At 43.4% G+C, this 13,531-nt stretch carries 18 protein-coding genes; 9 read left to right on the plus strand and 9 right to left on the minus strand.

Annotation, left to right across the window (positions count from 1 at the left end):
- Nucleotides 1–9 precede the first annotated feature (9 nt).
- A complete protein-coding gene (locus FM019_RS12300) occupies nt 10–903 on the minus strand; it encodes a transporter substrate-binding domain-containing protein (RefSeq protein WP_143836241.1) in 894 nt (297 codons plus the stop codon).
- Between the two features lie 308 nt (nt 904–1,211).
- Here FM019_RS12300 and FM019_RS12305 point away from each other — a divergent pair, with 308 nt between their 5' ends.
- Nucleotides 1,212–1,973 (plus strand): caspase family protein, encoded by a 762-nt coding sequence (locus FM019_RS12305; protein WP_185969276.1) that lies wholly within the window; start codon nt 1,212–1,214, stop codon nt 1,971–1,973.
- Nucleotides 1,974–1,979: 6 nt separating this feature from the next.
- On the opposite strand, the gene FM019_RS12310 is transcribed toward FM019_RS12305, so the two are convergent.
- Nucleotides 1,980–2,774, minus strand: coding sequence for a hypothetical protein (locus FM019_RS12310; RefSeq protein WP_143836243.1), 795 nt, complete (start codon nt 2,772–2,774; stop codon nt 1,980–1,982).
- 81 nt (nt 2,775–2,855) lie between these two features.
- Between FM019_RS12310 and FM019_RS12315 the strand changes: the two genes are divergently transcribed.
- Both FM019_RS12315 and FM019_RS12320 read left to right on the plus strand, forming a co-directional pair.
- Nucleotides 2,856–3,068: a hypothetical protein gene (locus FM019_RS12315; protein ID WP_143836244.1), complete on the plus strand. Its 213-nt coding sequence runs from the start codon at nt 2,856–2,858 to the stop codon at nt 3,066–3,068.
- Nucleotides 3,068–3,625, plus strand: coding sequence for a hypothetical protein (locus FM019_RS12320; RefSeq protein WP_143836245.1), 558 nt, complete (start codon nt 3,068–3,070; stop codon nt 3,623–3,625). Before FM019_RS12315 ends, FM019_RS12320 begins: the two co-directional genes overlap by 1 nt.
- A 38-nt stretch (nt 3,626–3,663) precedes the next feature.
- On the opposite strand, the gene FM019_RS12325 is transcribed toward FM019_RS12320, so the two are convergent.
- Together FM019_RS12325 and FM019_RS12330 are read right to left on the minus strand one after the other, a co-directional pair.
- Entirely contained in the window at nt 3,664–4,173 is a 510-nt protein-coding gene (locus tag FM019_RS12325) for a hypothetical protein (RefSeq protein WP_143836246.1), read from the minus strand.
- Nucleotides 4,170–4,502, minus strand: coding sequence for a YdcH family protein (locus FM019_RS12330; RefSeq protein ID WP_260681617.1), 333 nt, complete (start codon nt 4,500–4,502; stop codon nt 4,170–4,172). The genes FM019_RS12325 and FM019_RS12330 overlap by 4 nt, the downstream gene beginning before the upstream one ends.
- Nucleotides 4,503–4,588: 86 nt before the next feature.
- On the opposite strand from FM019_RS12330, the gene FM019_RS12335 reads away from it, so the two are divergent.
- The 3 genes from FM019_RS12335 (at nt 4,589) to FM019_RS12345 (ending at nt 6,249) form a co-directional block, all read left to right on the plus strand.
- On the plus strand, nt 4,589–4,933 hold the full coding sequence (locus tag FM019_RS12335; RefSeq protein ID WP_143836247.1) for a Fis family transcriptional regulator: 345 nt from the start codon (nt 4,589–4,591) through the stop codon (nt 4,931–4,933).
- 153 nt (nt 4,934–5,086) lie between these two features.
- Nucleotides 5,087–5,617: a DUF3750 domain-containing protein gene (locus FM019_RS12340; RefSeq protein WP_143836248.1), complete on the plus strand. Its 531-nt coding sequence runs from the start codon at nt 5,087–5,089 to the stop codon at nt 5,615–5,617.
- An 86-nt stretch (nt 5,618–5,703) separates the two neighbouring features.
- Entirely contained in the window at nt 5,704–6,249 is a 546-nt protein-coding gene (locus tag FM019_RS12345; RefSeq protein WP_143836249.1) for a flavodoxin family protein, read from the plus strand.
- A 231-nt stretch (nt 6,250–6,480) separates the two neighbouring features.
- Here FM019_RS12345 and FM019_RS12350 read toward each other — a convergent pair whose 3' ends face one another.
- Nucleotides 6,481–7,704 (minus strand): serine hydrolase domain-containing protein, encoded by a 1,224-nt coding sequence (locus tag FM019_RS12350; protein WP_143836250.1) that lies wholly within the window; start codon nt 7,702–7,704, stop codon nt 6,481–6,483.
- A 35-nt stretch (nt 7,705–7,739) separates the two neighbouring features.
- Nucleotides 7,740–9,203, minus strand: coding sequence for an MBL fold metallo-hydrolase (locus tag FM019_RS12355; RefSeq protein WP_143836251.1), 1,464 nt, complete (start codon nt 9,201–9,203; stop codon nt 7,740–7,742).
- Between the two features lie 205 nt (nt 9,204–9,408).
- Between FM019_RS12355 and FM019_RS12360 the strand changes: the two genes are divergently transcribed.
- Together FM019_RS12360 and FM019_RS12365 are read left to right on the plus strand one after the other, a co-directional pair.
- The gene (locus tag FM019_RS12360; RefSeq protein WP_143836252.1) at nt 9,409–9,963 is read left to right on the plus strand and encodes a hypothetical protein; all 555 of its coding nucleotides are present in this window, start codon (nt 9,409–9,411) and stop codon (nt 9,961–9,963) included.
- 49 nt (nt 9,964–10,012) lie between these two features.
- Nucleotides 10,013–10,396 (plus strand): VOC family protein, encoded by a 384-nt coding sequence (locus FM019_RS12365; RefSeq protein ID WP_143836253.1) that lies wholly within the window; start codon nt 10,013–10,015, stop codon nt 10,394–10,396.
- Between the two features lie 53 nt (nt 10,397–10,449).
- On the opposite strand, the gene FM019_RS12370 is transcribed toward FM019_RS12365, so the two are convergent.
- From FM019_RS12370 to FM019_RS12380, 3 genes are all read right to left on the minus strand, one after another.
- Complete coding sequence (locus FM019_RS12370) at nt 10,450–10,938, minus strand: CreA family protein (protein ID WP_143836254.1); 489 nt, start codon at nt 10,936–10,938, stop codon at nt 10,450–10,452.
- Between the two features lie 9 nt (nt 10,939–10,947).
- Complete coding sequence (locus FM019_RS12375; protein ID WP_143836255.1) at nt 10,948–11,622, minus strand: nitroreductase family protein; 675 nt, start codon at nt 11,620–11,622, stop codon at nt 10,948–10,950.
- 285 nt (nt 11,623–11,907) lie between these two features.
- On the minus strand, nt 11,908–12,792 hold the full coding sequence (locus tag FM019_RS12380) for an SDR family oxidoreductase (RefSeq protein ID WP_143836256.1): 885 nt from the start codon (nt 12,790–12,792) through the stop codon (nt 11,908–11,910).
- 191 nt (nt 12,793–12,983) lie between these two features.
- Between FM019_RS12380 and FM019_RS12385 the strand changes: the two genes are divergently transcribed.
- Nucleotides 12,984–13,499, plus strand: coding sequence for a DUF1993 family protein (locus FM019_RS12385; RefSeq protein WP_143836257.1), 516 nt, complete (start codon nt 12,984–12,986; stop codon nt 13,497–13,499).
- Nucleotides 13,500–13,531 lie beyond the last annotated feature (32 nt).

Here is a 13,531-nt window from a genome sequence, read left to right on the forward strand (position 1 = left end):
CCAATTTATCTATTGGGGGGAGCGCTTGAACCAATCGGCAGACAACCAATATCGCGGATCCTTTATCGGGGTGTCGAGGGGAAGCCAAGGATTTTTCAGTTCTATAAATGTCGAAGATTGAAAGCGGTGCAAAGGGAAAATATGCGCAGTGTAAGAATGTTGCTGCATAAATGCTAAAAGCTCACCGTCGTCAATCATTTTCTCAAGTCCGTCTTCAACCCATTTTGCCAGCTTTTCATTTTGTTTGGTGGTAAAAAAATAGATGGTAAAAGGATAGTGCAGAATTAATCCATCGTAGACCTTAAAGCTTGGGAATTTTGCCTTCCATTGTTTTACTTCAGCCGGCGCTTCATGAAACCCTCTAGGAAAATAATCACATCGGCCTTTGCCTAAATGCTCATAAAGGTTTTCGTGGATTGAAGTAGATAGGACATTGAGCCCAGCAGCTTTTAGAATCTTTGTATCAGGCCAATGTGTGCCTTGACATGCCATCAGTTGACGCAAACCCGAAAGGGAATTGATTGCGGTAAATTTGTCTCGATCTTGTTCGTTAATAATAAATCGTCGAAAGCCCATCAAACCCATGTGTAGCGGGATTCGAATTGCTCTGAAATGCTTTTCTTTGTCGATGTCTGTACCTATCCAAAGCAAATCCAAGGTGCCTTTTTCAAGTTCTTTTAGCGCTCGCGCCTGATTCATCGAAACCGTAGGGACAATGTTGGGAACTGTTCTACCATCAGCGCCTTTGGATAGCGCCAACTTAGCCAGCTCAACATAAAATTGATTTCCGATATCTTGTTTTGAAAACGCCGCTGTTACACGAATATCTACACGAACATCGTTGCCATTTGCTTGTATAGATGCACAAAGTAAACAAAACAATAAAAGAAACAGACGCAACAAACCTAATGCTCTGAGTTATTCCACACTATCAAAGTGTATGCGAGCCTATTCACAATGCAAATTTAAATTGCATTAAATTATGAAAGTTAACTATCTGAATCTATTAATAAAAAAATAGCAACTGTCGGTTAATTTAACCCTACACTTTTTAGTCAGGGTCGCGGTTACGGCGCGGTCTTCAAGAAACGTGTTGATTAATATGTGCTCATTGAGTTCTCACATTGCAGGCTCTATGCTTAAGCGGTATTCAATATTGGACTGATTTTATGTGTCGTTGTTTTCTGTACCGGTTTAGTTTCGTAGTATTCATGTACGTCTTTTTATGCACCTCGGTTTTAGCAACGGACGGCACTAAACGTTTTGCATTGGTCATTGGCAATCAAAGTTATCAAGCCGCGCCTTTGAAGCATGCGTTGAACGACGCCCGTTCGATCGCTGTGGCGTTGCGCGATGCTGGCTTTGAAGTCACAACCTTGATTGACGCGAATGGCGAAAAGCTTAAACAGGGTGTTACAGCCTTTTATGATGGCCTAAGGGCGCACCCTCTCGCTAAAAGACTAGCGGTGATTTACTATGCAGGACACGCTATTCAGATTAATCATGTCAATTACCTGATCCCGCTGGATATTAATTTTGAGAGCCAGGACGACTTTTTTACGCAGTTGTATAACCTGACTGATTTATTCACTCACATGCAACAAGATCCAGCGTTGCAAAACGTTGTAATTCTTGATGCTTGTCGGAACAATCCCTTTGAACAAAACACACAGATTCTCAGCTCCCGAGGACTTGCACCCGTTGATGCGCCTCCTGGCACGCTAATCGCGTTTGCGACAGAGCCTGGCGGTATTGCCTCCGATGGACGCAGTAAAAATGGCGTCTACACTAAACATCTATTGCGTTATATCGGTAATAGCTTGCCAGTTGAAGAGGTTTTTAAAAAAGTGCGCTCAGGCGTTGCTAGAGAAACGCAAAACCGCCAAGTTCCATGGGAGCACTCTTCACTGTTAAGTGAAGTCTACTTCAGTGCACCTAAAAATAAAGATATGCCCGACATTGTGGTTTTTTGAGCATTTTTAAAAAACGTAGGCTACCCCAACGTGCAATGATGTGAAGGTTTCGTCAATGTCTTTAAACCTGGTGCCTTGGTAATCTATGTCTTGTTGGTAGTCATTTAGTTTTAAACGGGTTTGGAACAGCAAGTTACTGGAAATCGGCATGGTCCAACTGACACTGTAGCTGAGACCTTTGGTGTCTCCGGTGACGTTGCCGGTAATATCATCAAATTCGATGACTTCATCACTCTCACCTTCCTCGTCTTCATCATCAGTATTGGCTGAAAAATTGTTTGTGGCGCTCAAGTCAGCGTAAGCAACGGAAATATTTAGGCTTCCAGCATTTTCAAAACGCCAGCCGTAACTAACACCGATGAAAGGGCCGGATTGTTTGTAGCTTTCGTCCGTTACCATTAATTCATCGTCATCTTCGCTGTCTCGGGGAGTAAACTGAATGGACGTTTTGCCATATTTGTAACCAGCAAAAAGTGTCCAATGCTGAGTTGCGCGATACCCTACGGTGAAATCATAATCATCTCTAGAGGCTTTACCAACGTCTTCCTCTTCGGAGATATCGGCATCTTGAAGGGTCGATTGTAAATTTGCGGAAATCTGCCAATTACCAGAGGTCAGTGCGATTGGCACTGATACACTGGGAAAGCTGATATTATGATCGAGTTTTTCATCAAACGAAAAATCGCTATATCCAAACGACACCCCGGTTACTACTCTTAAATCGTCAGGAAATCCGTCGGCCCAACTCAAATGACACAGCAATATAGTCGCAATTCCCGCGAGATATTTAAGCTTAAGCATATATTTTTCCTTAATTTTATTTGAATCGACAGGACTTAGACTAGTATTATCGACAGCACATATCAAAGTTAAGGAAGATGCATGAATATAAAATCAGCCAAAACTCACTTACTGACGATATTCAGTTTACTGCTATTTTCATGGGGAATAGCCGGCTGCCAATCGACTGAAGAGACTCAGGAGGCACCAGAATGTCGTGCTGAGGTACCTGAAAATTGCGAGGCTGCTACAGGTGATGACAGAGGATACGACCCTTGCTTAGTCAACAAAAATCTGCCCGTATGTAAAACCTGATGGACGCGCAAGAATTTAGACTTCAGATGGCAGAGGTTGTCGGCACTTGGGTGGCGGCACTGTCTGTTGTTGTGGGCGGTATCTTTGGGGTTTTTCAATATCTTGAACACAAAGCAGCGGTGCGTGTAGACCGCACCATGGCTTTTGTGGAACGTTACCACAGCGATGGATTGCTGATGGAAGCGCGTTTAAAAATAACGGACTCGATGACGTTGCATGTGGATGCCATTAATCAGTTGCTGACAAGTCCAGACATTCAACCAGAACAATTGCCTGCTCAATACAACGCGCATATTAATAAAATTGTTGAACAAGACGATCTTTATGGTGCCTTAGAGCAAATATTTACCTTTTATGAACAGATTTTGTTGTGTAGAGAGCTAAATCTATGTGATTCAGCTGTCGCCAAACAATTTTTTGACGTAGACGGGTTAGCCTTTATTCGCACTTTTTATCCGTATATCTGCCGTATTCGGCAGCAGTGGAATAATCCAAGTAAATTTGACCGGGTATTAAGCTTTTATGTGCCAAAGAGCGGCGATATTTGCCAAGTTTAAATTGGCGTAATAAAAACCTTTGCTATTTAAATCAAAGGTTAACGGTTTACTCGGTGACAGTTAGTGCACCCACCTGAAACCTTTGCTGCAAGGAAATATCGAGGCTGTTGCAATGAGGCGGCTACACGAGCTTCTCCGACAGTTTTAACGAAGTCACGCATGTAATCTTGTAAAAATGGGTGATTAGCGCCAGCATCACCGGCTTGCAGTTTGGTGGCTATCCCTTCAATGCTTCTAAGTGTTTCTACAACCCGTTGCCGGTGTTGTTCAGTGCGACTGCTACTTTGCTCTGGTTCATCTGCTAATTGAAATTCAAGGGTTCGCATCAGCGCTCCAAGTTGAGACATGTCGGATCGCAATTGCTCGGGTTCAACATAGTTAAAATCTGGCGGGTAGGTGACTTTTCTGACCGATTCCGCAAATTGGCTGCTGCAGGCAGTCAAAAAGCTTGCACCGCAAATTAACAAGAAGAGTGCAATGGTTATGCGCCCTAGGTGAACCTTGGTTTTTGTAAGTGCTGCAAACGTCCTTGTGAAGAAGGCACTCACAGTGCTTTCTCTGTTTTTTGGATCAAACGATACAATTGATCTTTCAGTGAGATTCGTTGATTTTTTAACGTTTCTAAGTATTCATCAGACACAGGATTGTTTTTTTCTTCAATTTGATGCACTTCATTTTCTATTTCGTGATATTGATCAAATAGTTTTGCAAAGTGCAGGTCATTCATTTTCAAATGGCGGATCGTGTGATGGTGCTCAGGAAAATCATTCACTAACGTATGTTTTTCAAATTGCATTGTTGCAGGCCTTTTAAGCTTATTATGGAAATCCAGGCCATTATCATCCTGATTAGCGCTAGCAATATTGATCCAAATCATGCTTAAGCTGCATATCGAAGTTAATAAACCCAATCGAGGATTGGGGTTAAATACAAAAGCATTGTCGAAAAAGGCGCTAACCAATAGTGAATAAAACAACAAAAAAGCTCGAAAAGAATGTTATCAAAGCGCTGACACAAGCCTGTGAATCTTGCAAAGAGTTTGTCACTGGGTTTGATTGGTTAACCCATACTGCTGATTATTCTGATTTTCCAGCAAGCTTGCACATTACATGTGTGTTTGACTCCGAGGATGCTAAAGTAGCGGCAACCGTTAGTCAGCATGCTTCAATGATGAGTGAGATTGAAAACCACTTGGCTAATTATGGAGTAACGTTAAAAAAGATTGAGCGACATGTAAGTTTTGATTCAGAACAGGCTTGTACGCGCGAACACGGCGGAAATTGGCAGCTTCGTTTAGCCCAGCATTAATCGCTTTATTTCATCGCAAAACGGGTTTAATCATTCATCTGAACTTACGTCTAGTTCGTCTTCTTTAACTATAAAATGAGACGCTACAATGCCTATAATTATTGCCGTGCATTGTTTTTTATCTTTGTGGGCACTTTACAATGAGGTATCTAGATGATCAGAGCGTTTTTTGCTTTTGCATTAATTTTATTTGTTGCGGCCTGTACAAATACTGACTGGCGCACTGCCAGCAGAGAGCCCGCAGGCATTGCCCCCGATCCGCAAGTAGACAAACGTGCAATTATTGAAGTGTACGCGGCTGATGCGTTTAGCTGGCGAGGCTGGTTTGCTGTACATACTTGGATCGCGATCAAACCACAAAATGACACACAGTACAGCGTTTATGAAGTCGTTGGGTGGCGGGTTGACAATGGTTTACCCGCTCTACGCGAATACAAAACAGCCTCTCCAGATAGATACTGGTATGGCGCTAAACCTGAAAAAGTTTTATCGGTAACCGGCGAAAAAGCCCAGGAACTGATCCCCAAGGTCACAAACGCTATCAGTCGTTACCCCTGGGCCAATGAATACACGCTGTTTCCTGGCCCTAACAGCAATACCTTTCCTGCCTGGGTAGGCAAGCAAGTCCCGGAACTCGGGTTGGATATGCCTTTTCGCGCCATCGGCAGCGGTTACGCAGACTAATATTCAAAATCTGAAAAAAACTATTTACCTCAAGTAATCTTGAGGTATTAAGCTAGGTGTCACTTTTATATGGAAAGGAGAAAATTGTGGCACGAATTGGGTTTGTTTATTTTAGTGGTACTGATTCAACAGCAAAACTGGTAGAAGAGGCCGCACGGGTGGTCGCCAACGATGGTCATGACGTGTTGTGCTATCAAATTCACGGGGCAAAGATAATTGAAGGGCGATTCGTCGACTCCGAAATATTCGATGAACTCAATACATGTCAGGTAATTGTTTTTGCTTCGCCTACTTACATGGGCGGGCCCAGCGCTCAGTTTAAAGCCTTTGCTGACGCGACCAGTGATTTTTGGTCTGATCAACCCTGGTCAGGCAAAATCGCCGCGGGGATCACCAGTGGAAGTGCTCCCAATGGTGATCAAAGCTCAACCATCCATTATTTTCAAACACTAGCTACTCAACATGGCATGTTGTGGGTGGGGCTGGATGTGGCACACTGCAATCTGCAACCTGCAATCAATCGATTGGGTCATCAAGGAGGAGTTGTTGCGCACTGTGTCGATGGACAGCTGAGTCAATTAGACGTAAATTCTGCTATCAGTCTCGCAACACGAATTTCCAAACTGGTTTAATTTAACCCCAATTCTGGATAAGAAATGTCGGAATAGTTTAGTTTTTAAAGCTTTATCAATGGCATAGAAGCTATCGTCATTTTGATATTGGTTTTTTAAAGGTAAGCGCCGTGATTTATTCCCTTATCAAGGCGAGAATTATGTTGTCTAGTCACTCCAAACACATTATGAACAACGAAGATAGGGGGATAAATAGCGGTGCTTACAGGCGTTGCTTATCCGGGATTGGGGTTAATTTACCAAGAAGGGAATGATGTAATCTTCTAGCATCATTCTAACGCTGGTCTGTTCTGACTGACCGTCTTGATAGCGGCGACCAGTTAACACCACTACGCTATTAAGTTGAGGGATCACCAAAATAAACTGCCCCCCCCAGCCATTGGCGTAAAATGCCTCGTAATCAACGCCATCTGAGGTGAAGGTATTTAACCACCACTGATATCCATAGCGTATATTATCCTGGCTGACATGTTCTTCGATTGACAAAGCAACCCAGTTGGCAGGTACAATTTGTTGTCCCAACCACTGCCCACCGTCTAAGTACATCTGGCCAAACTTAGCCATACCGCGCATGGTTAAGTAAAGGGCACTGCCCGCGTGGACATCGTTTCTCATAAACCAGGCGTCATGTTGTTGAATATTCATGGGTGTCAACAAATGCTGCTGCACATAATCGTAAAATCGCTGCCCACTGGTTCGACTGATGATCCTGCCTAACGCAAAGGATATTCCTGTTGAATAAGCATAGTCTGTGGCAGGTTGGGCGACCGAGGGTAAATCAAGTAAAAAGCGCATTGGATCAGCTGCATCAATCATCTGGCCGTTTTGGTTTGCGTCATCCAGGTAATTCACGTCCCACTCATTCCATTGCAAGCCATGCTGCATCGTCAACCAGTTTTCTATGGTCATTTGTTGTTTGGATTGAGAATCATTGGCCAGTGGTAAGTAGTCAGAAAAGTAAGACAGTGCCAAGTCATCCACCGATCCGATCTCTCCTCGTTCGATAGCAATGCCAATCGCTGCGGACATAATGCTTTTTGTTACAGAGTGTACAGCATGGATGTCGAGGTTTTGGTTGTCTGCCCATCCGTCAGTGATGTCGAGTTGATTTCTCAATTGGCGCTCAAAAATTAATTGATTGTTTTTAACAATCAATACGCCGTCCATATTACGAAAACCGAAGCTGTTGTTATTTATGTTTTCCATAAGCTGTTCAAGGACAGTCACGTCCATGCCAAGCTCCACCGCTGAGGCTACTTGCCAGTCATCAGCTTTGGCTGCGGGCATGCTGTATTGTGGGGCTTGTGGAGTCGGTTCGGGCGATTGTGTGGGCGAGGGCGCAGGGGCACTATCACCGCTGCTACCTCCACAACCAACTAAGCTGGCTGCCAACAATAGGGTAAGCATCGATTTTGCAAAGCCTAGTTTGATAAATGGTATTGCAGGCAAATTCATTGGCACTATTCTCTGATGATTAATTCCTATCACTATTATGGACAAATCGTCCAATCTGGTGGACAGACTTGTTTTTGGATCTTTGAAATTGAATCATTCAGATCCTCAAGTGTTAACACTCGACCACTGTGAGATGCCGCAAATGACGTCGGTTTAAATCCAGCAGCTTCATAGGCTTGCTTGAAATCAATTAATCCATGGTAGCCTTCTGGCGTACCTGTTTTTTGCCTTGAAATGAACAAATCTGCGCTGAATATCACTTTTTCATCAGGAAAATAGCTCAGCAGGTTGTGGTTAGCATGGCCGTTGGGGAAATCCAAAATTTGAATTTTGTTATCCAATAAACTGAGTTGTTTGTCGACAATAATAAATCTTTCGTCAGGGAGCGGTTGTTCGAGTTGTTCTTGAATACTGTCGATATTGGCGGCAACGGTGACAAATTTTGCGCCGAGTTCTGCGACCTCTGGCATACCGCTCAAGTGATCAGTGTGATGATGGGTAATAATCTGGTACTTCAGTGGTTTGTTTTTTCCAATAAACTGATTCAATGCGTTCAGCCGATCCGTGAGTCCCTCATACCCTCCAGTGGCAACAAAATGATCGTCGGCTTCATAAAAAAGTGAGAACCCCCATTCTTTTCCCACTAAATAAAGATTTGTAGAGAGCGCAGTGACGGTCATACTCGAGAAGTCGATAGACTTGCCACCCTGGACATAGTGTTTGGGAACACGAAAGTACTGTCTGAATTGCTCTGATGAGGCATCCAGACCCCAATCAACTTGCCGCTGAGTGGATACATAAAACGGATTACCGCCCCTGGTGACATAATAATCCTTGGCATAGGTAATACCTTGTTGGGCCGTATGGTTTGAATATTGATACTCAAAACCCATATCGGGTCGCCAACTGGGTCTGGTCATTTTCTTGATTAAGCCATTTTGTGCGTTGATATAAAGGGTTAGCTTTGGCAACCCTGCAGGTTCCAGAACTACGACCTTTAAGGTTTCACCTCTGTGTAAAATTGTCTCTTTGACCGATATCGTTGCATTGGCTTGACTCATTAACTGGGCAAGTCGAGCATCCAAAAATAGGGTATGAAAACGGTCAGCTCGACTAAAAGAAATATTGTCTGACAGTTGCCAGGTATTACTTGCATGTTCGATTCTGTAACCTAACGAACCATTAAACATTTGATGCTGCGCAACAAAATGATCTTGAAACTCTCGTATCCAGCGAAAATCTATTCGGTTTCTTGTTAAATCAACTGTCGTTGCCGCTCGATTGGAGAGCATATCAACTGAATCGGGGCGATGACTTTGCCCATAACGAAAGGCCTTGTAGTTATCTACCAGTCTAAATGCCTGCATTTGCAGAAGTTTTTCGCCCCCATAGGCGTTAACCACCTGAGAGACAATGCTGTCTTCGCCAGTAGACTCCTGAGCCATAGTGATCATGGGTACCAGGAATAAGACGACGACAAAAAGGATTGCTTTGCTCATGTTTGCTCGAATTAATATATTTGGTTTACTTTATTGTCTGGACATTAAATGACTAAATCATAATCACCAACTTAAATAGATGGAATGACAAGAATGTGAGTCGAATTGGAGTTTGTTGGGTTATGCGAACCTGATATTGGCGTTTTGAATCTGCATCAACAATACTTCATACCGATCTGAACAGGACAAGACAAGGTAAAATGCTATGACTGCTAGTTTACTGCGAGTAAAAAAATTTTGGGTGACATTGCTTTTAGCGTTCACGTCGATTCAGGTATTGTCTAGTGAATTGCCCGAGCGCCTGCCGTTTGTAAATGCATCTTATAAGGGTACGTTGAACTACATTGATTATAGCAATGGGAAACCCGTTGCGATCCCGTTGGAGATTCAATTTTTAGCTGGCATTGACGGAAAAACCTTGATTGTAGATAGGGTGTATACCGACCCAGGCTTTCAAGTTTTTTCGCTTTCTGTCATGCGCTATCTAAAAAACACCAAGTCATGGATAGATGAAACCTTCGAAGGTAATGAACAGACGACGGATCACTACAGTATCCTTGAGTTTTCCGTACCAAACGATGAATATTGGAAAATTATCAGAACCATTCAAAAACAAGATAATAATCGTGATGCAATGCTGACCATTACCGATGTATTTGATGGCGATAAGTTTTTTAGTGAAACCCGTGTGGATTATTTGGATACTACCAAAAACGAAAACTTACGACGCAATTGGATTGAACTTGCAAGACGACCTTGATCAAATTACTTATAGTCGTCGCTTACCCATCGGAAATATTGAAAGTTAAATGAGAATATCAGGCATCTCTTTATTGGTTGATGATCAGGATTTGGCGAAGTCATTTTTTGTCGAAAAATTAGGATTTATTGTTAAGGAAGATATAGCCGACAAGCAAACTGGCCATCGCTGGTTAGTTGTTAGTCCGACTCATACAAATAACGTCGACATCATCTTAACCCTGGCCCCAACTCAGCAAAAACCTCTGATAGGCAAACAGGGTGGGGAAGGGGTACTGCTAATATTACAAACACAAAACTTCGACGAAAGCTATCAACAGATGTTAGCGAAGGGGATCGAGTTTTGTGAATCGCCTCGCATGGAACCTTATGGAAAAGTCGCTATTTTCAAAGATCTTTGTGGCAACAAATGGGATTTAATCGAACTATATTAGGGTTTTTTTGGCGATATGCCGCCGCCAAATAGACGGGCGGCATATCCAGGAGATTAGTTTACTGATGGCGCCGCCAGAGGATCTCGATAAGCTTTGGTACCCCAAAGCGGCACGGTTGATAAACTATGCTTGTAACTCCCAGAGGTTTCTTTGGTCGAGTAAGACACATACATCAAAGTCTGTGACGTCGCATCAAAGATGCGCCTTACTTTCATATTCTTGAAAAAAATACTTTTAGACTTCTTAAACACAACTTCACCGGAAGCTGATTTATCAATTTGTGCGATCATTTGGGTCGTTATCTCTCCAGTTTGCCGACAAGCAATAGAACTGTCTGAGGGATCGGATAAATCCAAATTCGCTTCAATGCTGGAAATATGACAGGTTACACCGGTGACGATTGGGTCTTGCAAAGCATCCAGTTTGATATCTTTTGTGGTAAATACGCCCAAAGAGACGTCTCCTACTTCATTGTCAGAACAGGCCGTAGTGAGTATGATTAATAACAGTGAACCTATACCGGCGAGGATTAATTTTTTCATCTGAAGTTCCTATAAAAAGGTGCAAATTTCATCGAGAGTTTTTTTCTGCTGAGCATGTTTTGGCACAGTTGCATCTTCGGCCGGGTAACCAGCGATTAGCAGCATATACGGTCTCTCGTCGTCGGGTCTTTCACATATTTTCGACAAAAACGACATAGGTTTTGGCGTATGGGTCAAAGTCACTAATCCAGCATTGTGTAACGCGGTGATAAGAAACCCGGTGGCAATACCGACAGACTCGTGAACGTAATAGTTTGTGTGCTTCTCTCCGGCATTCAAACCACCTTTCTTTTGACTGAAAATTGCGATTAACCAAGGCGCGTGTTCCAGGTAAGGCTTTTGATCGTCGGTACCCAGTGGCTTTAAGGCGTCTAACCATTCTTCGCCCGCGCGACCTGAATAAAATCCTCGCTCGTGAAGTTCAGCTTGTTCTCTAACTTGTTTTTTCACCTCGGCAGAGTGGATGGCGACGAAATGCCAGGGTTGATGATTCGCCCCGTTTGGAGCAGTGCCCGCCGCTTTGATGCAATTTTCGATAATGGTTTGTGGCACTGGTCGATCACTAAACTTTCGAATACTGTGGCGCCGCTTGATATCTGAATAAAACGCTTCAGAGCGCGCGAGCATCTCTTCTGCGGGATACTCGACATAGTCTGATAGAGGGGATGCGTCATGCTGTTTCATGGGAATTCTCGTTATTACTTCGTTTTTCCCAGTATATCGAGATAAAAAGCCAACCACCACGTCATTCTTTATGGAAAAACGTGAATACAAATAAACGTATTCCCCGAGTGCAGCATTCCACGTCTTCCCCGAGTGCTCTTGTCGGGGATCTGCCAGGGACTAAAGAGATCCCCCACTGCGTGCGCGCCAGAAGAGCCTGCGGGAAAGACGTGTTCAGTCTTTGAGGTGCCGGCCCAGAAGACGCAACTAAAGCGTTCCCACTTGTCGTTAAAGAATAAACGTCAACTATAAACTGACAATTTCTTCATCAATTAAATGGCCAACAAGCGGACTATTTTGTGCATTCTCAAATGCTTTATCTAACGCCTTGCCTCGACCTGCTACCACGTCGCGATAGTTGGGGTGAGTAAATATGTAGTGTTGCTTAGAATCAAGGGCTTCTAAAACTCTCTTTGCTAACAGTTGCGCATCAATACCAGAATTAACTAATTCCGCGGCAATGCCTGCACTTTTTTTCAATTTCGCCGGATCGCCTGCGCCTTTTTCTGACTTATATTTGTCTTGTAAATTGCGCATAGATTCGTGGATACGGGTTTTCACAAAAGCCGGGCACAACACTGAAACATGGATATTGTGTGGCTTTAACTCTACGGCCCAGGCTTCAGACATGGAAACCACTGCAGCTTTTGTCGCGGCATAGGCTGAAGAGTAGGGCACGCCATGCATGCCAGCCATAGAGGCGACATTGATCAGCCATCCACCTTCACCCGTTTGTTTAATTGCGGGGATAACCGCCTGCGTACCATACAGCACGCCCATCAAGTTAACGTCTACAACCCACTGCCATATTTTATGATTGGTTTCTTCAATCGTGCCAGGAATACCACCCACACCCGCATTGTTAATCAGCATATGCACACCACCAAATTGCTGTTGTGCTGCGTCAACGGTTTGTTGCCAGTCTTGGTAGTTTGTCACGTCTAACGTTGTAGTGATTGACGCAATATCCTCTTTATCTAGCGCGTTTTTCGCTTGGGCTAATTGATGTTCATCAATATCTGCCAGAACCACGTTCATCCCTTGTTGACCAAGTTCTCTTGCCATTGCGAAACCAATACCACCTGCAGCACCGGAAATAATGACTGTTTTTCCAGAATAATCGATAGCCATAAAACACCCTTACATTTTTATATAATTGGCACCCAATATAAATTCGACGAACATCTTTGCCACTTTATTTGCATGATTGAGAAGTGTAACTCTGGTGAATATGCGCAACACATTGTTGCATTCTCGCTCCTTGCCAGAGAGTTCAATGTGAACTAAGTTAACACCAACAACATAAAACATTTGGACTTACTATGTCTCTATCTGCTTCTTCGATCGTCAAACCCGTCGTTCAACAATATCTTAGCTCTTTGTCTCATTTAGTGGATAAGGCTCAATCATTCAGCGCCGAAAAAGGGCTAGACGAGCAAGTTCTGCTACAAACACGTTTGGCACCAGACATGCACCCCTTTATTTGGCAAGTGCAAATGATCAGCGAGTTTTGCGCACGTTGCGTGGCAAGAATGGCGGAATTGGAATTGCCCAATGTTCCATTTGAAGAAACCACCTATGACCAACTCAAACAACGAATTGAGGATATGCAGACTTTTGTAGCCAACGTTGATGATGAGTTGATCGATGCCGCGATGGAAAAAGAACAAACCGTGCAGCTCGGTCCCGATAGAAGCGTCACCTTTAAAGGACCGGTTTACCTCAATCACTTCTTTTTGCCCAATCTGTTTTTCCATATCACCACGGCTTACAATATATTGCGCAGTAATGGATTGGATATCGGCAAATTTGACTACATTGGTCAAATGCCGTCATAAGATTGTGTATGTCACAAGGCCTTACATGATGA

This window comes from Aliiglaciecola sp. M165 (assembly GCF_007197995.1).
Taxonomy (GTDB): Bacteria; Pseudomonadota; Gammaproteobacteria; order Enterobacterales; family Alteromonadaceae; genus Aliiglaciecola.